The sequence below is a fragment of the Lyngbya sp. CCY1209 genome, assembly GCF_055795065.1.
On sequence record NZ_JAYFER010000374.1, the window covers coordinates 1 to 19236 of the forward strand.

Below are 19236 nucleotides of genomic sequence, written 5' to 3' on the forward strand. Positions count from 1 at the left end.
TTTGATAATGCCTTTGAGAATCCAGCTTTGGATTACTTAAGAATCTGCGTGGTTTTAACCCGCAGAGTATCAAAGCGTGCAAGTGTGAAATAGGAGAATTTTTACGATGTGGGAATATACGGAAAAAGTGATGGATCTGTTCCACCATCCCCATAATATGGGAGCGATCGCGGTGGCGGAGTGTGATGTCGATGAAGCGATCGCGGTGGGTGAAATTGGCAGCATCGTCTGCGGCGACGCCCTGCGGCTGCATCTGAGGATCGACAAAAAGACGGAAACGATTTTGGACGCCCGGTTTCAGACCTTCGGCTGTGCCAGTGCGATCGCCTCGTCTTCAGCCCTCACCGACCTGCTGAAGGGGAAGACCTTGGATGAGGCACTGAAATTGACGAACCGCGAGATCGCCGACTATCTGGGCGGTCTGCCCCAGGAGAAGATGCACTGCTCGGTGATGGGGCAGGAGGCGTTGGAATCGGCTATTTCCAATTACCGGGGCATCCCCGTCCGGCCGGACGTCGAGGACGAAAGTTCGATGGTCTGCCAGTGTTTCGCCGTGACGGAGGGGAAAATCCGCCGCCTGATCGTGGACAACCAGCTCACCACGGCGGAGGAAGTTACCAACTACATCAAGGCCGGCGGCGGTTGTGGTGCCTGTCTCGCGGAGATCGATGATCTGCTCGCGGAGATCAATGGGACGGAAGTGGGGGCGAAAGTGGAAGCACCCGTTTCTACTCCCCAGCCGAAACCGCCGACACCGCCGAAACCGGTGCCCTCGGGGACGCTGACGAATTTGCAGAAAATGTTGTTGATTCAACAGGTCCTTGAAGAAGAAGTGCGTCCGGCTTTGGCCTACGATGGCGGGGATGTGGATTTATATGATGTGATCGGCGATCGCGTTTTGGTGATTTTGAAAGGGGCCTGTGATGGGTGTCCCAGCGTGGCGATTACGTTGAAAATGGCGATCGAAAAACGATTGCGCGATCGGGTCAGTCCGGATTTGATTGTGGAGGCGATCGAAGAAGAAGACACCACAGATTGACCCCGACCCCCACAAAAGCTTGCACCTCACTTTTCCCCCGAACTCGATATCGGGGGATTTTTTTAAAATCATTTAAAAACAACAAAGCAGTTGTTTATTGTGGCAATGAGTTCGTCCCATCGAAGCCTTATTATTCCTTAATTTTTCCCCCAAAAAAATATCCATCAGATGCCCCCGTCTATTCACCAAGAAAAATCCATTTTTTTCGCCATTTTGTAACGTCAGATACAGTCGATACCTGGGGAGTCAACTATTCTATAAACATGGAACTAAAAGAGAGCTGCAAAGTAGGTTCCAAACCAACCTTCAAAAAGGTCTAGCTCTCCGGAGCAAACCAAATCCATCCGACCTTTTTGAATGGAACTTGCGCGACAGAATCAAAACTATTTTGTAGTCGCCCTTCGGTTTCCAAATGAAAGCCATCAGACCAACAGTTAGGAGGTCTAAACCATGAGAAAGATTGCAGTTTACGGAAAAGGCGGAATTGGTAAATCCACAACTACACAAAACACCGTAGCTGGATTAGTCGAACTGGGTCGGAAAGTGATGATCGTCGGCTGCGACCCGAAAGCGGATTCCACCCGTCTCCTGTTAGGGGGATTGCACCAAAAGAGCGTGCTCGACACCTTGAGGGAAGAAGGCGAAGATATCGAACTCGAAGATATCCGCAAAGAAGGCTACGGCAAGACCCTCTGCGTCGAATCCGGCGGTCCGGAACCGGGCGTGGGCTGTGCTGGACGGGGGATCATCACCTCCATCAGTATGCTGGAACAGTTGGGCGCTTACGAAGAAAAAGAAGGTCTTGATTATGCCTTCTACGATGTCTTAGGAGACGTGGTTTGTGGCGGTTTCGCCATGCCGATCCGGGAAGGAAAAGCCCAGGAAATCTACATCGTCACCTCCGGCGAAATGATGGCAATGTATGCCGCCAACAACATCTGCCGGGGCATCAAAAAATATGCCAAATCCGGCGGCGTGCGGTTGGGGGGTTTGATTTGCAACAGCCGTAAAGTTGACCTGGAAGCCGAACTGATCGAAGGCTTGGCCGAACGGCTGGGAACCCAGATGATCTACTTCATGCCCCGTGACAACATGGTGCAGCGGGCAGAACTGAACCGCAAGACGGTGATCGAATACGCACCCGACTGCGAACAGGCCCAACACTATCGCAACCTGGCGAAAGCGATCGACGAAAATACCAACCACGTCATTCCCGACCCCATGAGTAATGACGAGCTCGAAAAACTGTTGGTCAAATTCGGCCTGTACGAATAATTCAATTCGCAACCATCGGTCGGCTAGAGTGATCGAAAAGTCGGGGGTAGAAAAGAGGAGATGAGACCGTCCTCCTGTTCGTCCCGTCCCTTCAAAAATCCCCCGTTTTTCATCCGAAAGCGATCGCCACCGTCCGGCCCCGACAGCCACGCCCAATACCCGGATTTCTGAGCGTCCCAAAACATCGGAAATCCTCCCTGCAAGAGGAGATTAGAGAATGACTGAGAATACGAACCTATCACCCCAAACAGACCTCGAGAAGCAATCCGCCACAGCCAACCAGCAGGTGATGCTCTCCGAGTCCCCCGTCGGTTTAGAAACCACAACCGAAACCGTCGAAGAAATCATCAAAGCCTATCCCCGGAAAGTCGGTAAAAAGCGGGGCAAGCACATCGTCGTCCGCAATGACGATCCCCAACAGGAAATCGACGCCAACGCCCGCACCACTCCCGGCATTATCACCCAACGGGGATGCGCCTACGCCGGATGTAAAGGGGTGGTCGTCGGTCCCTTCGGAGATATCGTCCACATCGTCCACGGCCCCATCGGCTGTTCCTACTACGCCTGGATGACCCGTCGCAACCAATTCAAACCCAGAGAAGTCGGTCAGGACTTCATCAACTACAGCTTCTCCACCGACCTGAACGAACACGACATCGTATTCGGCGGCGTCGGCAAACTCAAAACCGCCATCCAGGAAGCCTACGACATCTTCAAGCCCAAAGCCATCAGCGTCCACTCCACCTGTCCGGTGGGACTGATCGGGGATGACATCCAGGGCGCAGCCAAAGAAATGAGCGAAGCCCTCGGCATCAGCGTCGTCGCCTTCAACTGCGAAGGATACAAAGGCGTCAGCCAGTCCGCCGGCCACCACATCGCCAACAACGGCTTCTTCAAGAACTGGGTCGGCGCCGACACGGAAACGGAAGAAATCCCCGGCTACACCGTCAACCTGATGGGCGAATACAACATCGGCGGGGATGCCTGGGAAATCGAGCGGGTTCTGGAAAAATGCGGCATCACCGTCGTCTCCAAATTCAGCGGTGACGGTTCCTACGACGAAGCCACCCGCGCCCACCTGGCCAAAGTCAACCTCGTCATGTGCCACCGTTCCATCAACTACATGGCGACGATGATGGAAACCAAGTACGGCGTCCCCTGGGTGAAAGTCAACTTCATCGGCGTGCACGCCTTCGCCAAGAGTATGCGGAAGATCGCCAGCTTCTTCGACGACCCCGCCCTGACGGAACGTGTCGAAGCGGTCTTGGCCGAAGAAGTCGCCGAAGCGGAAGCGAAAATCGCCCCCTACCGCGAACGTCTCGAAGGAAAAACCGTCTTCCTGTTCGTCGGCGGTTCCCGCGCCCACCACTACCAAGAACTGTTCGCCGATTTGGGCATGAAAACCGTTGTTGCGGGCTACGAATTCGCTCACCGGGACGACTACGAAGGCCGTCAGGCACTGCCCAAAATCAAAGTTGACGCGGACAGCCGCAACATCGAAGAAATCGAAGTGCAACCCGACCCGGAACTGTACAATCCCCCTTCGGAAGATGTTCTGCAAAAATTGCGGGAAGAAGGCATCATCGGTGAATATGGCGGCATGATCCCCGACATGGGCGAAGGCACCCTGTTGGTGGACAACATCTCCCACCACGAACTCGATGTCCTCATCGAACGCTTCAAGCCCGACTTGATCGGGTCCGGCATCAAAGACAAGTACATCATCGAGAAGTTTGGCATTCCCTCCAAACAGTTGCACAGCTACGACTACGGCGGTCCCTTTGCCGGGTTCAAAGGTGCGGTCAACTTCGCCAAAGATATCGACCTGCGGGTTAGCGGGCCGGCTTGGAAATACATCAAAGCCCCCTGGCAGAAGTAAGGCACCGCGCGCAAGCAATAGGGAATAGGGAATAGGGAATAGGGAATAGGGAATGTTTGACTTTCCCTACACCCTACACCCTACACCCCACACCCTCCATCACCCACCGTCCACATCAAGAGATCGAGGAAGCGAATCATGTTAGAAGCAACCCCCAAAGAAATTACAGAACGCCAAGCCCTACGCATCAACCCGGCGAAAACCTGCCAGCCCATCGGCGCCATGTACGCCGCCCTGGGGATTCACAATTGCCTACCCCACTCCCACGGTTCCCAAGGCTGCTGCTCCTATCACCGTTCCCACCTAACCCGCCACTACAAAGAGCCAGTCATGGCGGCAACCAGTTCCTTTACGGAAGGTTCGGCGGTGTTCGGCGGCGGCGCCAACCTGCGGCAGGCCTTCACGACGATGTACAAGCTGTACAACCCCGACGTGATCGCCATCAACACGACCTGCCTGTCGGAAACCATCGGAGATGACATTCCCTCCCTAATCGACGAGTCTCGCGAAAGCGGCTTGATTCCGGATGGAAAAGTGGTCATCCACGCCAACACCCCCAGCTACGTCGGCACCCACATCACCGGCTGGTCCAACATGACCAAGGCGATGGTCACGTACCTGGCGGAAAAAGACAGCCCCAAAAATCAGATCAACCTGATTCCGGGATACGTCGAACCCTCCGACACCCGCCACCTGAAGCGGTTGTTGAAAGAATTGGGCGTGGAGTCCGTCGTGTTCCCTGACACCTCCGACGTGGTGGATACACCCCAAACCGGGGAATTCCATATGTATCCCAAGGGTGGGACGACGGTGGAAGCTCTGAAAACCACCGGCGACAGCATCAAGACTCTGGCGTTGGGTCCGGTTGCCAGCAAGGCGGCGGCGGAAGAACTCAAGAATAAGTGCGACGTCGATTACGATCTGCTGGATCTGCCCATCGGCATCGCGGCAACCGATCGCTTCATCCAAGCGGTCATGGAAGCCACGGGTGTCGAACCCACCGAAAGCTTGACGGACGATCGCGGCCGGTTGGTCGATATCATGACCGACTGGCAGCAGTACCTCTACAATAAGCGGGTGGCGGTGTCCGGCGATCCGGATCAGGTCGTCCCCCTGACGGAATTCTTGGTCAGTTGCGGCGCCAAACCGGTCTATGTGATCACGGGGACGACTTCCCGCTATTTTGAAAATCGCTGCCAGGAAATCCTCAAAGATTGGGTTCCCGAAGCGATCGTCAAGGCGGACGCAGATATGTTCTACCTGCACCAGTTGATCAAGAACGAACCCGTTGACCTGTTGATCACCAACGTCTACGGCAAGCATATCGCCCGGGCGGAAGATATTCCCCTCGTCCGCTTCGGCTGGCCGATCCTCGACCGCGTGGGTCACAGCTACTTCCCCAGCGTCGGCTACCGTGGCAGTATGCACCTGCTGTCCACCATCATCAACACCATCCTCGATCGCAAGGATCGCGACGATCCCGATGAAACCTTCGAGTTGGTCCTGTAAACCGACGGGAAACGGAGAATGGGGAGGGTCAATCCTTCCCACTTCTCCCCCTTTTATCGAGTCAAAATCAAAAGTCAAAAGTCAAAATTATGACCCATTGAGAAGCGAGAAAAGAGAAACGAGAAAAGAGAAACTTTGTCTCCCTCCTCACTCCTCCTTCCTCACTCCTCAACCGACTTTTGAACTACCAATGGATATCTTTAATGACAATGGGAGGAAACTCCGATGGGTAAACTGAAAAAGCCAGATCATCACATTTTTGTTTGCGCGTCCTTTCGCACCAAAGGGGAAGCCCAGGGCGTTTGCAACAAGAAAAATGCCCAGTCGTTGATGCAGTATTTGGAAGGGGAACTGGTCGATCGCGGCCTGAACGTCCTGGTTTCTTCGACCGGCTGCATGAAACTCTGCGATCGCGGCCCGGTGATGATGATTTACCCCGATAACTACTGGTACGGGGAAGTGAACGAAGAGGCGATCGACGACATCCTCGACGCCTTGGAAGAAGGGGAGGCAGCGGAAGATTATCTGTTCGCCTAGAAAGCCGGGGATAATTGATAATTGATGATGGGCAATTATCCATTGTCTTTTTGATCCCAATAAAAACAAGTCAGACGGTCAAAATTGGCAATTTTTTTTAAAATTGCCTTTTTTTGTGTTTTTGAATACAGACTCCCCGTAACGTTGGGGTTAACATGGTAGGCAATTCGAGGCTCAAATCGAGAAAAGCTTCACCCACTCGCCTCGCAAATCCGGGAATTTCCGCCACGGAAATTGACCGTTCTCGCCTTCTTTATTTCTCCCGGAGCGCGATCGCACCAACGAATTGCCAAAACGGGTTTTTCCGCCCCACCCCGCCGAATCTAAGGAGCACAATCATGACAGCCACACTCAACGTTCCCACCATCAATTTTGAACAGCACCCCTGCTTCAACCCCAAAGTCAAGGGACAGTTCGGGCGCGTCCATCTCCCCGTCGCCCCCAAGTGCAACATCCAGTGCAACTACTGCAACCGCAAATACGACTGCGTCAACGAAAGCAGACCCGGCGTCACCAGCACTATCCTCTCCCCCTCCCAGGCGTTATCCTACATGGAAAAAGTGCTGGAAAAAGAACCGAGAATCACGGTGGCGGGAATTGCCGGTCCCGGCGATCCCTTCGCCAACCCCGAGGAAACCTTGGGAACCATGCGGCTGCTGCGGGATAAATACCCGGATCTGATCCTCTGTTTGGCGACCAACGGTTTGGGATTAAAACCGGAATATATCGATGAAATCGCCCGCATTGGCGTCAGCCACGTCACCGTTACCATTAATGCGATCGACCCGGAAATCACCCGCAAAGTTTACCGCTGGGTGCGGGACGAAAAAAACGTCTACCAAGGCCGAAAAGGTGCGGAATTGTTGCTGAAACGGCAAATCGCCGCCGTAACCGGACTCAAAGCCGCCGGGGTGACGGTGAAAATTAACTGCATCATCATGCCCGGTATCAACGACCACCACGCCGTCGAAGTCGCCAAAAAAATGGCGGAGTTGGGGGCCGACCTGTTCAACGCGATGGCCATCTTCCCCACGGCGGAAACCCCCTTCGAGGGACTCACCGAACCCGACGGCCTGACGATGGCGAAAATCCGCAAGGAGTGCGAGCAGTATCTGCCCCAGATGCGCCACTGCACCCGCTGCCGCGCCGACGCGGTGGGCCTGTTGGGGGCCGACCAGTCGGAGGAATTCCACGGTTGCCTAATTGACTGTTCCAAAAAACTGATCCCCGTCGATACGAAAGATCGCCCCTACGTCGCCGTCGCTACGGTGGAAGGCGTCCTGGTGAACCGGCACCTCGGACAGGCAGACCAGTTCCAGATTTGGGAGAAAACCGAGGCGGGGTTCGCTTTGGTGGAAGAACGTCTCGCCCCGGAGGAGGGACACGGCTTTGAACGGTGGCAACGGGTGGCCGACGTCCTCAAGGACTGTCGGGCGGTGCTGGCCAGCGGCATCGGCAACAACCCGAAGCAGATCTTGACCCAGTGCGGCGTTTTGCCGGTGGAAACAGCCGGATCGATCGCCACCGGACTCCGGGCGGTGTACAATGGTGAAGATCTCGCCAAGCTCAAAGGCGAGCAGCCCGCCGTGGGCGCCCTGGGCGCCGACAGTTGTGGCACTTAACATCTCGACTGCGGACTGACATATTTCGGGGGCGCGGGGACAGATGCTGATACCCTGGCCCCCTCCCCAATCCACCTGTTCTTGACGTTTATTTCTGCCATCTCCTAGAATTAAAGTAGCCGTATAGTTGAGAATTTTTATTGATAACTGACTCGAACAGGAGGCCAAATGAGTTGCCATCACTGCCCCAAAACCTGTCCCGCCCGGATCTCGTCGCCGCGACGATCTTGGCGGGACTGGTTCGGAAGTCGCCGGAGTCGCGACGCCGGACGATCGACCCCCCTGCCGACGGTGGCTTTGGTGGGGTCGCCGAACGTGGGAAAAAGCGTGTTATTTAACGCCCTCACCAGCCGTTACGTCACCGTCTCCAACTACCCGGGGACGACGGTGGACGTTTCCCGGGGGCAGATGCAAGTTGGAGAAACGGCGATCGCGGTGTTGGACACGCCGGGGATGTATTCCCTGATGCCGATCACCGAGGAAGAACGGGTGGGGCGGGACCTGCTGCTGAGGACGCCCCCGGATCTGGTGATTCACGTCGTGGACGCCAAACATTTGGGGCGGATGCTCAATTTTACCCTGCAACTGCTCGAGGCGGGACTGCCGGTTTTGTTGGTGGTGAATCTAATTGACGAAGCCTATCAGTTGGGCATCGAAATTAATGCCGATCGCCTCCAGAAACAGTTGGGCATCCCCGTGGTGCTGACGGCCGCGGCCCGCAATATCGGCGTCCAGGAATTGAAGTGCAAGGTGGCAGACTATGTTGAGTCCTCTCGCGTATCCTCCCGCGATCGAAACCGCGATCGCCCAGATCGAATCTCTGTTAGAAAAAGATAGCCGCCTGTTCGAGGCCTACAACCTGTCCCCGAGAGGGCTGGCGGTGCTGATTTTGCAGCGGGACCCGGATCTGTGGGAGGCGATCGCGGCCAGTCCCCGCCGGACGGAATACGACCGGGCAATCGTGGAGGCCCAGTTGCAACTCGACGTCCCCCTGACCAGCGCCATCGCCATGAGTCGCCAGGAAAAGGCCTGGGAGGTGGAAGGTTCGGTGCTCTCGGAGTCGGCGCCGAAAGGGCAACCGATGGCGGAACGCCTGCACCAAATAACCGTCAATCCGATCACCGGGTTTCCCCTGCTGTTGCTGATCCTCTATTTCGGCGTTTACAAGTTCGTGGGAGAATTCGGGGCGGGAACCCTAGTTGACGGGATCGAAACCTTTTTTGAAACCTACATCAATCCGGCGGTGAATCAGTTTGTTTCCGCCGTGATTCCCTGGCCGATTTTGCAGGATTTGTTAGCCAACGAATACGGCATCATCACCTTGGGAATTCGCTACGCGATCGCGATCGTCCTGCCCGTGGTCGGGACCTATTTTCTGATGTTTTCCCTATTGGAAGACAGCGGTTATTTGCCCCGGCTGTCTTTGATGCTGGATCGGTTATTTAAGGCGATCGGATTATCGGGTCGGGCAGTGATTCCGATGGTGTTAGGGCTGGGCTGCGACACGATGGCAACCATCGTCACCCGCACCCTGGAAACCCGGCGGGAGCGGTTGATCACGATCTTTCTCCTCGCCCTGGCCGTACCCTGCGCGGCCCAGTGGGGGGTGATATTGGGGCTGCTGGCGATGAAACCCGCCGCTTTGGCGATCTGGGCCGGATTTGTCTTGTCAATTTTTGCGATCGTCGGTGCCGTCACCGCCCGGATTCTGCCCGGAAATCCCCCGGAATTTTACATGGAAATTCCCCCGCTGCGACTGCCCAAACTGCAAAATATTCTCCTGAAAACTTACTTCCGCATGAAAGCCTATTTTTGGGAGATCGTGCCGCTGTTTATTTGGGTGTCCGTGTTCATTTGGATCGGCCACATTACGGGCATCTTTCATGTGGTCGTCGGGTGGCTCGAACCCGTGGCGGCGATTTTGGGACTGCCGCAGGAGGTGGCGCCGATTTTCCTGTACGGCTTCTTCCGGCGGGACTACGGGGCGGCGGGGCTGTTCGACCTCACCCAGGGCGGACTGTTGAGCGGCAATCAACTGGTGGTGACGGCGGTCGTCCTGACCCTGTTCCTGCCCTGCGTGGCCCAGTTCCAGGCAATGGTGAAAGAGCAGGGGTTGAAAATTACCTTGGCGATGGTGGCGTTTATCATTCCCTTTGCCTTTACAATGGGGTACGTGGTGAATCTATTATTGAACCTTTTCGGGGTTAATGTTTGATGATATCTCTCGCCGCTTTAGATGTGGGAATGGACGCGATCGTTGCCGAAGTGAAAACCGAAAAAGAGACGATCCTGCAAAAACTCTTTGCCCTGGGAATCGTGCCGGGAATTTCGCTAATTTTGGAGCAGCGATTTCCCACCTACGTCGTCAAAGTGGGGCGATCGCGGGCCGCTTTGGATCGGGAGACGGCGCAAACTATTTTTGTCCGTCCGCAGTCTCCCCCGACGGTGCCCCCGAAAATGCCACCGTCGCGATCGGGATCGCCACGGTGAACGTCGTCCCCACGTCGAGTTGGCTGTCCACGGAGATCCGGCCGCCGTGGGTTTCCACGCAGCGCTTGACGATCGCCAACCCCAGTCCATTTCCCGGCACTTTGCCGACATTTTCCGACCGGTAGAACGCCTGGAACACCTTGGACAAATCTCCGGGCGGGATGCCGACCCCCTGATCTTGAACTTGAAAGATAACGGCATCTTCCCGCCCCAAAATATCGAAGCGGATGGTGCTGCCCTCCGGCGAATATTTGATCGCGTTATTGAGCAAATTATTTAAAATATGCCGGAGCAGATTGTCGTCCCAGAGGGCAGACTGGAAAACCCCCTGACTCTCAAAAATGATCTCGTATTTCTCGCCGACTTCGAGCTGAATTTCATCGACAATTTGGCGACAGAAGGATTCGACGTTCAAGGGAACGGGGAAGCACTGCAATTCATTCAGGTCGGACTGGCCCATAAACAGCACTTCGTCCAAAAGCTGGGTCATATTTTGACCCGCCGCCCGAATCCGCTGGAACAGGCGAAGTTTTTGTTCCGGGCTCAACTTTTCCGCGCTGTCCCGCAGCAGTTCCGTGGACAGCAAAATCGTACTCAGGGGGTTGCGGAAGTCGTGGGACATCATGGAAACGAATTCCGCCTTGAGTTGGTTCAATTCCTGAGCCTGCATCAGTTCCTCGGTCTTCGCCTTCACCTGGCTTTCCAGGGTCTCGTTCATCTCCTTGAGGCTTTCAAAGGCCTGTTTCCGCTCGATCGCGTACCGGATCGATCGCACCAGCACCTCCGCATTGACCATCCGCTTCACCAAATAGTCCTGGGCACCCTGCCGCACCGCCTCGATCGCCAATTTGTCGTCATTGGTGTTGGTCAACACGATAATCGGCAGACTCGGTGCCTGGTGCAGCAGGGGGGTGAGGGAATCCAAGCCACAGCTATCGGGTAAGGTCAAATCCAACAGGATGACATCGTAGGGTTGTGACTCCAATTCTGCCGCTTTGAGGGTTTCCAGGGCCTCCCCCAACCGTTTAACGTGAACCAGTCGAAAGGCATCCAATGCGGAACATTTCAAAAGTTCCTGCAACAACCTGGCCGCCGCCAGATCGTCTTCGATTAACAGGATATTGACCGACCGTACAGGCATAACATTTCGGGGACTTTCCCTCGGATTCTCACTTTTTAAGGATATCGGATCGACGGCTAAAATTTAGAGGGCAGAGGAAGCGGAGAAAGTCTCTATCCCCCTATTCTCTATTCCCTATTCCCTATTTCCTACACCCTACACCCTACACCCTACACCCTACACCCTACACCCTACTCCGATGGCAGCGTGACGGTTTTCAACCAAAAGTCCTCGATGCCCTTGACGATCTCGAAGAGTTCGCTCAGGTTTCGAGATTTGGTGATGTAACAGTTGACGTGCAAATCGTAACTTTGAGAAATGTCGTCCTGGTTGTGGGAGGTGGTCAGCACCACCACCGGAATCCGCTTCAATCCCGGATCGGCTTTAATTTCGGCCAGCACCTCCCGGCCGTCCTTGCGGGGGAGGTTGAGATCCAGCAGGATCAGATCCGGGCGGATGGCGTCCGCGTACTCCTCCTCCCGCCGCAGGTACGCCATCGCCTCCATGCCGTTGCGGACGATGACGATTTCGTGGGGCACCGAACTTTTTTTCAGTGCCTCCTGAATCAGGCGGATGTCCGCCTTATTGTCCTCCACCAAAAGGATGATTTTGGGCTTGTCGTCCACTTCTACGCTCACGATGGCGTCCCCCTACTGGAATCGTAAAATAGAACGTCGCACCTTTGTCCGGTTCCGATTCGACCCAGATCCGGCCGCGATGACATTCTACGATCTTTTTGCAAATGGCTAGACCCATGCCCGTGCCGGGGTACTCGTCCCGGGTGTGGAGGCGCTGGAAGATCACGAAGATGCGATCGCCGAACTGCGGGTCGATGCCGATGCCGTTGTCCCGCACCGAAAACAGCCATTCCTCTTCGAGTCGCTCGGCCCCGATGTGAATTTGGGGCGGTTCCTCGCTGCGGAATTTGATAGCGTTGCCGATCAGGTTTTGGAACAGTTGCATCAACTGGGTGCCGTCGGCCATCACTGTCGGCATCGGGTCGAACGTCACCGTGGCTTCGGTTTTCTGGATGCGGCCCCGCAGGTTGCCCAGGGCGCGACTCAGGGCGCGATCGACTTCCGTCACCTGGAATTCGATGCTCTGGGTGTCCACCCGCGAGTAGGCCAAAACATCATCGATCAGGGTCTGCATCAGACTCACCCCCTCGACGGCGAACCCGATGAACTCCGAAGCGTCCTCGTCGAGTTCTTCCCGGTAGCGCATCTCCAACAGTTGGACGTAGTTCGCCACCTGGTTCAGGGGCTCTTGCAGGTCGTGGGAGGCGACGTAGGCGAATTTTTTCAATTCGGCGTTGGACCGGGACAGGTCGCGGGCCAGTTGGGCCAGTTCGTCGGCCTGCCGCAGGATGATGTTGACGATCGCTTTCCGCAGTTCCAGGGCAGCCTTGATCTCGACGGACTTCCAGGGCAGGGACTTGAGCCGCACCGTCTCCTTCCACAGTTCAAAGGACTTGCGGGGGGACAGCCTGGTGATGCCGTCGGTGTGGCTCTTTTCGTAGGCCCGCCCGGGGTCGCCGCCCCAATTCACCGTCTGGATCACTTCCGGACGGAACCACAAAACATAGTTGCGATCGGAAATGGGCACGGCCAGCAGACCGCTGGCGACATCTTTGTAGGGTTCCGCGTCGGGGTAGATGCGGGGCAGGGCGTCGGTGTAAAATACCTCGCCGTCGGTATTTTTCCGCAGCCACTCCTGCAACAAATTCAGGTCTTCCTCTTTCGGGATCTGGCCGATCGCCGTCCACCGCCCCCCGAAGGACACCGCCGCCCCTTGAGCATTGGTGAGATCCAACAAATTGGGCTGGTATTTCACCAAACCATCGATGAAGTTATCTTCCTGGGACATATAATCTACCAGGGCGGTTTGGGTGTTGGTCAGCTTCATCCGGTAGTCGTAGTCCTCCGTCTCCTCCCGGGCCGAGAGTTCCGAGAAGATCACCCGCCCGAAGAATTCGCAGGCCTTCCGCAGCTCGTAGGAGACGAATTTCGGCGTCCGGTGGTGGCAGGCGATCAGGCCCCAGAGCTGCCCGTCTTTGATCAGGGAGATGCTCACCGAGGCGCCGACACCCATGTTGTGCAAATACTCCAAATGGCAGTCGGAGGGGTTGCGGAGGATGGAGTGGGTCAGGTCCAGGGGGCGATCGCTGACCGGGTTGCGCTCCGGAAACAGTTGCGCGGGTTCGGCTTTGGCGTCGGGGATGATCCGAATCCAGTTGGAGCTGAACAGCCGCCGCGCCACCTTGGGAATGTCGGATTCGGGGAAGTGCAGGCCCAAATAGGGCTCGAGTTCCTCGATCTTTTCTTCCGCCACCACTTCGCCGTGGCCGTCCTCCCGGAACCGGTACAGCATGACGCGATCAAACCCGGTGATCTTGCGGACTTCCCGGACGATCACCCGGCAGAAATCCGTCAGGTTGGCGCTCTGCTCCAGTTGGCCGATGGACACCCGCGCCAGGTGGTAAAAACTCAAAAAGGGAATGTTTTCCCGCGAGACGGCCGGCTCCAATTCTAAGATCAAAAATCCGTCGGGGTTGCGGTGAAATACGCCGTCGAAGATAACGTAGTCATCCCCCTGCTTTCTCACCCACAGTTTGGACGGGTTGATGTAATCGAGGTTATCTTTGTCCAAACCAGCCCGGATTCCCTCGATTTGGAAGGGATCGAGCAGTTCCTCCAAGGTCATCGTCACCAGCAGTTCCGCTGGAATTCCGAACACCCGAAAGCTGTTGTCGCTGGCTTGCAGGATGTTCAGATCCGGTTCGCTCAAGACCAACAAAATGCCGTGGGGCTGCAATTTGGAAATAATGTGGATCGCTTCGCTCTCGATCTCGGTTCCGATTTCGTTCGCCGTTTCCAGCCTCAAATTAATTCCCCTCATGATTTCCGCGCTCCTTATCCTCAGATGCTTTAGATACTTTTGAATGTTGTCGCCTCCGGACCGACCCTTCCCGCCCGATCGCAATTGAACACAAATTACCGACCGTCGCTCTCCAACCTCCCACCGATCGCGATCGCCTCTTCTGTCGGGCATCCGCACCAATCATTCTGCCGCCGGCTCCTCGGCAATTGACTCTGATTCAATAAACTTTTTGCTCTCCACCCGTATATCTCGCAGTATATCACGATTTTTTGGGCCCCGAAAGAACGACAACCTTAAGAAGACATAAAATTCCGTTTCTGATGCCCCCGCATTGGTACCGATCACCGCCCCATCTTCGGCGGTGGGAGCCGAATTCCACCCGCCCACAGCGATCGCCTAAATTTTTGTAACCGCCATGTAAATAATGTTTGAGATAATATAAATAAATTTTAAGCTCCGATTTCCCTTCCCACCCCCGGGGCAGATTTCCCCGCCCGAGGGAGGCGCTCCGAGGCTTCGGGAGAAAGCCGTCCGGCGGAGCGGAGGCGGTAATTGCTGCACCGTTCAAGGTTCAGATTTCGGGGGAAAAAACCACTTCGAGATTTGATTCGTCGCCCCGATCAAAAGTGCCCCCCCCATCAACAAACCGATCGCCGGAGTGAAGACAGGTTCCCAAAGTTGGTACCACACATCCAACCCCAAAGGCACCCCAACGGAGCGCCCCAAAACCGCGATCGCGAACCAAAAGAAACTCAACAAAACCAAAAAAACATCCGCCACCAAAAAGCGATTTAACCAGCGAAGCACTCGTTCTTTCATCATTTATCAATCCCGTCCGTTATCATCAATGTCGGCCGACCCGCCCGGGGCATTCGCCCGCCGCCGCCGACCCGCCGGCGTTGACCCGGCCCGCAAAAAACCCGTCGGAGTCGGAAACAATTCTGCTAAAATACTCACCTACAACGGTTATTTTAGGCAACCCCTGTCGATATGGTCCGCTACACCCTCCCTCAAAGCCCGGAAGTGATCCTCGCCGTGCGCGGAAAAGACTCCCCGAAAGCCCGGGAAAAGGCGATGGATAAACTGATGGCGCTGATGGATTCGGGCTCATTGCCCACCGACCTGGAAGAAGGATTCGACCCCGAGCAGTTCGTGGAGGTCAAAGAACCCGACTTCGCCGACCGTGGCGAAGAAGATGCCATCGGCGAAGCCGTGCAAGTTCTCAGCAACCTCGCCTCTTTGAAGCTGAAAATGATGGAATGCCGGCAAGAAGCCCTCAATGCCCGGGAACAGATCGACATCCTGTTCAGCGACGAGGCGGGAAGTCCCGAAGAAATCGCCAACCTCAAGGACGGCTTCAAAGCCTTGAAAAATTTCGCCGTCGCCAACCTCCGCTACCGGGAAGCCCGGGGCAAAGCCGAAGAAGCCCGGGCGATTTTGGACGCAGCCCTGCAGTCCCCGCCGGAGGCGGATGTCGAGTCCGAAGCCGAATCCGAAAAAAAAGATAAAAAATAGAGGGGGGTTGCAGCCGCGATCGCATAATTGAGGTAAATTTACCCCCCACCTGCGATGAACCTCCCCGCGAGCTGGGCCGTCCCCGAGTCGATCCGCAACCGCTTCGGCCAGAAAAGCGCCGGAAAACAGCGGGCGATGGTTGCCGACGGCCATTTGCTGCTGGTCCTCCACAAAGCCCCCCAACCGGGCGCGCGCGATCGCGAGGCGGTTCTGTTTTGGCGGCGACCCGAGGGCGGTTGGGAGTGCGGCAGGGGCGGCGTCGCCTTCCAACTCCTCACCAACCACTTCCAAGAGTACGGCAAAGCGGAAGTTCAACTGAGGCAGCAGTACGAAAAAGCCAAGACCGCCGAAGATTATTTTAGACTCCTCGAAGCGATCGCACCCCTGTGGCGGGCCGCCGGCAACCTCCACGCCACCCTCCAATCCGCCCGGGAAGCCGTCCCCGGCGATCGCGACCTGATCGATTTTCGGGATTGGGCCTACGAGATCGAACGCACCCTGGATTTACTCGTCCAAAACACCAAAACCGCCCTGGATTTCAAGATGGCAAAACAAGCCGAAGAACAGGCGAGACTCAGTTTGGAATCCGTGCGGGCCGGCAACCGCCTCAACCTCCTCGCCGCCATTTTCTTCCCCCTCACCGCCATTTCCTGCGTCTTCGGGATGAACATTCCCAGCGGCTTGGAAGGGTCGTCCCCCGCCTTTTTCTGGTTCGTATTTGCGATCGGAATTGTATTGGGATTTAGCGTCAAAAATTGGGTGCAGACGGGTGATCTGGGGGTGCAATTGCCCCTCAAGTAGAAAGGGAGTCGGGAAGCGGAAGAAGCGGAGGAAGCGGAGGAGGGCAATAATAAATTGTCAATTCTCCCTACACCCTACACCCTACACCCTACACCCCCGCGCAGCGCCGTATCGCAAACCCTAGCGAATTTTGAGCGATCGGTCAACCCCAAAAAGTTCACCCCGAACCGTCCAAAATGTAAAGATTAATTACAACTCTTATTAAAATGTTGAGAATTTTTCCAAAATCGAATCCGACCCTTACCCTAGGATTTTAACAGAATGTAACGAGAGCTATCAGATGGAAAAGCTGCAAAAATATCGGATCAACTGCACCCTGACCTACGGCGACATCTACGGTCAAATCATGATTTGGCTGATTGTCATCTTCGTCGCCCTCGCCTCCTCCCTGGCCCTGTGGAGTAGTTCCCGGCAAATCTTCGCCCTGGCGACGGTGGGGCTGATCGTCGTGCTGTCCCTGCCTTTCCTGCTGTTCTCATTCGTCACCACCCTTCTCAACCATATCGAGGTGATGCCCACCAAGATCCAGCCCGAAGAAGGCACAGATCAGGCGATGATGCCCGGAGAACAAGCCGCCCAAGTGTCGGGTTAAGTGGCAAATCCGCAAATCCTCCCCAACCCCCCAACCCTAAAAACTTCCTTGGCTTTCGGCGGGGGGGTTTTTTTCTGTTTCACCATAGAAGATGTGAAGATACCCAACCATCCACAACGCTATGATCGAACATGACGTGATTATCGTCGGCGGCGGTTTGGCCGGAACTCGCGCCGCCGTGGAGATCGCCCGCACCGACCCCAGCCTCGACGTCGCCGCGATCGCCAAAACCCACCCGATCCGATCGCACTCCGTCGCCGCCCAGGGGGGCATCGCCGCCACCCTCAAAAATATCGACGCCGAAGACACCTGGGAAACCCACGCCTTCGACACCGTAAAAGGGTCTGACTACCTCGCGGACCAAGATGCCGTCGCCATCCTCACCCAGGAAGCCCCCGACGTGATTATCGACCTGGAACACATGGGCGTCCTCTTCTCCCGCCTGGAAGACGGCCGCATCGCCCAGCGGGCCTTCGGGGGCCACACCAACCGCCGCACCTGCTACGCCGCCGACAAAACCGGCCACGCCATCCTCCACGAACTCGTCAACAACCTGCGCCGCAACCGCGTCCACATCTACGATGAATGGTACGTCATGCGGCTGATCCTCGAAGACGGGCAGGCCAAGGGCGTGGTCATGTACAACATCGAGGACGGCACCATCCAAGTCGTCCGGGCGAAGGCCGTCATGTTTGCCACCGGGGGCTACGGCCGGGCCTTCAACACCACCTCCAACGATTTCGCCTCCACCGGGGACGGCTTGGCGATGTCGGCGTTGGCGGGACTGCCCCTGCAGGACATGGAATTCGTGCAATTTCACCCCACAGGGCTCTATCCGGTGGGGGTGTTAATTTCCGAGGCGGTGCGGGGCGAGGGCGCCTACTTGATCAACAGTAACGGCGATCGCTTTATGAAAGACTACGCCCCCGCCAAAATGGAACTGGCGCCCCGGGACATCACCTCCCGCGCCATCACCCTGGAAATTCGCGCCGGACGCGGCATCCACCCCGACGGCACCGCCGGGGGTCCCTTCGTCTATCTGGACCTGCGGCACATGGGCCGGGAAAAAATCATGAGTCGCATCCCCTTCTGTTGGGAGGAAGCCCACCGCCTGGTTGGGGTGGATGCCGTCAACGAACCGATGCCGGTCCGCCCCACGGTCCACTATTCGATGGGTGGCATCCCCACCAACACTGACGGCCAGGTTCTCGCCGGTGCCGATAGTTTGGTGGACGGGTTATTCGCTGCCGGGGAGGCGGCTTGTGTGTCCGTCCACGGGGCGAACCGTTTGGGGAGTAATTCCCTGTTGGAGTGCGTGGTTTACGGAAAACGAACCGGGGCGGCGATCGCGCAATTCGTCCAAAACCGCAAATTGCCGGAAGTCAACGAACAAAAATACATCCGAGAAGCCAACGAACAAATCCAAGCCCTGTTAGACCGTCCCGGCGACTGTCGCATCGGCCAATTGCGGCAAGAATTCCAGGATACCATGACGTTACATTGCGGGGTATTCCGCACCGAAGACGTGATGCGGGAGGGGTTGGAACAACTGAAAGCCCTGCAAGACAAATACCAAAGTATCTATTTGGATGATAAGGGCAAATTGTGGAATACGGAGATAATTGAAGCGTTGGAATTGCGGAGCATCATGATTGTCGGGCAGATGATTCTTTCTTCTGCCCTCAACCGCCGGGAAAGCCGCGGCGCCCACAGCCGCGAAGATTATACCACCCGCGATGATGGCAATTTCCTCAAGCATACCCTCGCCTACTATTCCCCCGCCGGAATTGATGTCGCCTACCGCCCGGTGACAATTACGATGTTTGAGCCGCAGGAACGGAAGTATTAATTCAAATGACTGGAAACCGGGTTTCTGCCTCAATTTATTGGAGCGATCGCATTTTTTTTGGGGTGATTTGATCCCCCCTAGCCCCCCTTAAAAAGGGGGGGACAAGATGGAGCGATCGCGTTTTTTTG

The 19236-nt window shown here is 56.0% G+C and carries 19 protein-coding genes; 13 read left to right on the forward strand and 6 right to left on the reverse strand.

The window, feature by feature from the left end:
- The first annotated feature begins 106 nt into the window (after positions 1-106).
- Together nifU and nifH are read left to right on the forward strand one after the other, a co-directional pair.
- A complete protein-coding gene (gene nifU / locus AC0QHF_RS10625) occupies positions 107-1039 on the forward strand; it encodes a Fe-S cluster assembly protein NifU (RefSeq protein ID WP_324704181.1) in 933 nt (310 codons plus the stop codon).
- 450 nt (positions 1040-1489) lie between these two features.
- Positions 1490-2314, forward strand: coding sequence for a nitrogenase iron protein (gene nifH / locus AC0QHF_RS10630; RefSeq protein ID WP_324704182.1), 825 nt, complete (start codon positions 1490-1492; stop codon positions 2312-2314).
- Positions 2315-2337: 23 nt separating this feature from the next.
- Here the strand turns inward: nifH and AC0QHF_RS10635 are convergent, their stop codons facing one another.
- Positions 2338-2499, reverse strand: coding sequence for a hypothetical protein (locus AC0QHF_RS10635; RefSeq protein ID WP_324704183.1), 162 nt, complete (start codon positions 2497-2499; stop codon positions 2338-2340).
- A gap of 32 nt (positions 2500-2531) precedes the next feature.
- Here AC0QHF_RS10635 and nifD point away from each other — a divergent pair, with 32 nt between their 5' ends.
- The 7 genes from nifD (at position 2532) to AC0QHF_RS10670 (ending at position 10351) form a co-directional block, all read left to right on the forward strand.
- Positions 2532-4193 carry a nitrogenase molybdenum-iron protein alpha chain gene (gene nifD, locus AC0QHF_RS10640; protein ID WP_324704184.1) on the forward strand — a complete coding sequence of 554 codons (1662 nt, stop codon included), beginning with the start codon at positions 2532-2534 and terminating at the stop codon, positions 4191-4193.
- A 138-nt stretch (positions 4194-4331) separates the two neighbouring features.
- Positions 4332-5702, forward strand: coding sequence for a nitrogenase molybdenum-iron protein subunit beta (nifK, locus tag AC0QHF_RS10645; protein WP_324704185.1), 1371 nt, complete (start codon positions 4332-4334; stop codon positions 5700-5702).
- 225 nt (positions 5703-5927) lie between these two features.
- The gene (locus AC0QHF_RS10650) at positions 5928-6239 is read left to right on the forward strand and encodes a (2Fe-2S) ferredoxin domain-containing protein (RefSeq protein WP_324704186.1); all 312 of its coding nucleotides are present in this window, start codon (positions 5928-5930) and stop codon (positions 6237-6239) included.
- A gap of 338 nt (positions 6240-6577) precedes the next feature.
- Positions 6578-7861, forward strand: a complete 1284-nt coding sequence (gene nifB, locus AC0QHF_RS10655; protein WP_324704187.1) for a nitrogenase cofactor biosynthesis protein NifB — start codon at positions 6578-6580, stop codon at positions 7859-7861.
- 168 nt (positions 7862-8029) lie between these two features.
- Complete coding sequence (locus AC0QHF_RS10660; protein WP_324704188.1) at positions 8030-8698, forward strand: FeoB small GTPase domain-containing protein; 669 nt, start codon at positions 8030-8032, stop codon at positions 8696-8698.
- Entirely contained in the window at positions 8622-10076 is a 1455-nt protein-coding gene (locus AC0QHF_RS10665; protein ID WP_324704189.1) for a ferrous iron transporter B, read from the forward strand. Before AC0QHF_RS10660 ends, AC0QHF_RS10665 begins: the two co-directional genes overlap by 77 nt.
- On the forward strand, positions 10076-10351 hold the full coding sequence (locus tag AC0QHF_RS10670; protein WP_324704190.1) for a FeoA family protein: 276 nt from the start codon (positions 10076-10078) through the stop codon (positions 10349-10351). The genes AC0QHF_RS10665 and AC0QHF_RS10670 overlap by 1 nt, the downstream gene beginning before the upstream one ends.
- Here the strand turns inward: AC0QHF_RS10670 and AC0QHF_RS10675 are convergent.
- The 5 genes from AC0QHF_RS10675 to AC0QHF_RS10695 form a co-directional block, all read right to left on the reverse strand.
- On the reverse strand, positions 10275-11492 hold the full coding sequence (locus tag AC0QHF_RS10675) for a hybrid sensor histidine kinase/response regulator (RefSeq protein ID WP_324704191.1): 1218 nt from the start codon (positions 11490-11492) through the stop codon (positions 10275-10277). The genes AC0QHF_RS10670 and AC0QHF_RS10675 overlap by 77 nt on opposite strands.
- A 170-nt stretch (positions 11493-11662) precedes the next feature.
- Positions 11663-12109, reverse strand: coding sequence for a response regulator (locus AC0QHF_RS10680; RefSeq protein ID WP_324704192.1), 447 nt, complete (start codon positions 12107-12109; stop codon positions 11663-11665).
- Entirely contained in the window at positions 12054-14369 is a 2316-nt protein-coding gene (locus AC0QHF_RS10685) for an ATP-binding protein (RefSeq protein WP_324704193.1), read from the reverse strand. Before AC0QHF_RS10685 ends, AC0QHF_RS10680 begins: the two co-directional genes overlap by 56 nt.
- Before the next feature lie 546 nt (positions 14370-14915).
- On the reverse strand, positions 14916-15170 hold the full coding sequence (locus tag AC0QHF_RS10690) for a hypothetical protein (RefSeq protein ID WP_324704199.1): 255 nt from the start codon (positions 15168-15170) through the stop codon (positions 14916-14918).
- Between the two features lie 6 nt (positions 15171-15176).
- A complete protein-coding gene (locus AC0QHF_RS10695) occupies positions 15177-15308 on the reverse strand; it encodes a hypothetical protein (protein WP_324704194.1) in 132 nt (43 codons plus the stop codon).
- 33 nt (positions 15309-15341) lie between these two features.
- Here AC0QHF_RS10695 and AC0QHF_RS10700 point away from each other — a divergent pair, with 33 nt between their 5' ends.
- From AC0QHF_RS10700 to AC0QHF_RS10715, 4 genes are all read left to right on the forward strand, one after another.
- The gene (locus AC0QHF_RS10700) at positions 15342-15866 is read left to right on the forward strand and encodes a hypothetical protein (protein ID WP_324704195.1); all 525 of its coding nucleotides are present in this window, start codon (positions 15342-15344) and stop codon (positions 15864-15866) included.
- A gap of 54 nt (positions 15867-15920) precedes the next feature.
- Entirely contained in the window at positions 15921-16667 is a 747-nt protein-coding gene (locus AC0QHF_RS10705) for a magnesium transporter CorA family protein (protein ID WP_324704196.1), read from the forward strand.
- Positions 16668-16947: 280 nt separating this feature from the next.
- Positions 16948-17259, forward strand: coding sequence for a hypothetical protein (locus tag AC0QHF_RS10710; protein ID WP_324704197.1), 312 nt, complete (start codon positions 16948-16950; stop codon positions 17257-17259).
- 121 nt (positions 17260-17380) lie between these two features.
- A complete protein-coding gene (locus tag AC0QHF_RS10715) occupies positions 17381-19108 on the forward strand; it encodes a succinate dehydrogenase/fumarate reductase flavoprotein subunit (protein WP_324704198.1) in 1728 nt (575 codons plus the stop codon).
- The last annotated feature ends 128 nt before the right edge of the window (positions 19109-19236 follow it).

Excerpts from the sequence above, each read along its gene's own strand:
- nifU (WP_324704181.1), top strand. The coding sequence starts at position 107 with ATGTGGGAATATACGGAAAAAGTGATGGATCTGTTCCACCATCCCCAT.
- nifH (WP_324704182.1), top strand. The coding sequence starts at position 1,490 with ATGAGAAAGATTGCAGTTTACGGAAAAGGCGGAATTGGTAAATCCACA.
- AC0QHF_RS10635 (WP_324704183.1), bottom strand. The coding sequence starts at position 2,499 with ATGTTTTGGGACGCTCAGAAATCCGGGTATTGGGCGTGGCTGTCGGGG.
- nifD (WP_324704184.1), top strand. The coding sequence starts at position 2,532 with ATGACTGAGAATACGAACCTATCACCCCAAACAGACCTCGAGAAGCAA.
- nifK (WP_324704185.1), top strand. The coding sequence starts at position 4,332 with ATGTTAGAAGCAACCCCCAAAGAAATTACAGAACGCCAAGCCCTACGC.
- AC0QHF_RS10650 (WP_324704186.1), top strand. The coding sequence starts at position 5,928 with ATGGGTAAACTGAAAAAGCCAGATCATCACATTTTTGTTTGCGCGTCC.
- nifB (WP_324704187.1), top strand. The coding sequence starts at position 6,578 with ATGACAGCCACACTCAACGTTCCCACCATCAATTTTGAACAGCACCCC.
- AC0QHF_RS10660 (WP_324704188.1), top strand. The coding sequence starts at position 8,030 with ATGAGTTGCCATCACTGCCCCAAAACCTGTCCCGCCCGGATCTCGTCG.
- AC0QHF_RS10665 (WP_324704189.1), top strand. The coding sequence starts at position 8,622 with ATGTTGAGTCCTCTCGCGTATCCTCCCGCGATCGAAACCGCGATCGCC.
- AC0QHF_RS10670 (WP_324704190.1), top strand. The coding sequence starts at position 10,076 with ATGATATCTCTCGCCGCTTTAGATGTGGGAATGGACGCGATCGTTGCC.
- AC0QHF_RS10675 (WP_324704191.1), bottom strand. The coding sequence starts at position 11,492 with ATGCCTGTACGGTCGGTCAATATCCTGTTAATCGAAGACGATCTGGCG.
- AC0QHF_RS10685 (WP_324704193.1), bottom strand. The coding sequence starts at position 14,369 with ATGAGGGGAATTAATTTGAGGCTGGAAACGGCGAACGAAATCGGAACC.
- AC0QHF_RS10690 (WP_324704199.1), bottom strand. The coding sequence starts at position 15,170 with ATGAAAGAACGAGTGCTTCGCTGGTTAAATCGCTTTTTGGTGGCGGAT.
- AC0QHF_RS10700 (WP_324704195.1), top strand. The coding sequence starts at position 15,342 with ATGGTCCGCTACACCCTCCCTCAAAGCCCGGAAGTGATCCTCGCCGTG.
- AC0QHF_RS10705 (WP_324704196.1), top strand. The coding sequence starts at position 15,921 with ATGAACCTCCCCGCGAGCTGGGCCGTCCCCGAGTCGATCCGCAACCGC.
- AC0QHF_RS10710 (WP_324704197.1), top strand. The coding sequence starts at position 16,948 with ATGGAAAAGCTGCAAAAATATCGGATCAACTGCACCCTGACCTACGGC.
- AC0QHF_RS10715 (WP_324704198.1), top strand. The coding sequence starts at position 17,381 with ATGATCGAACATGACGTGATTATCGTCGGCGGCGGTTTGGCCGGAACT.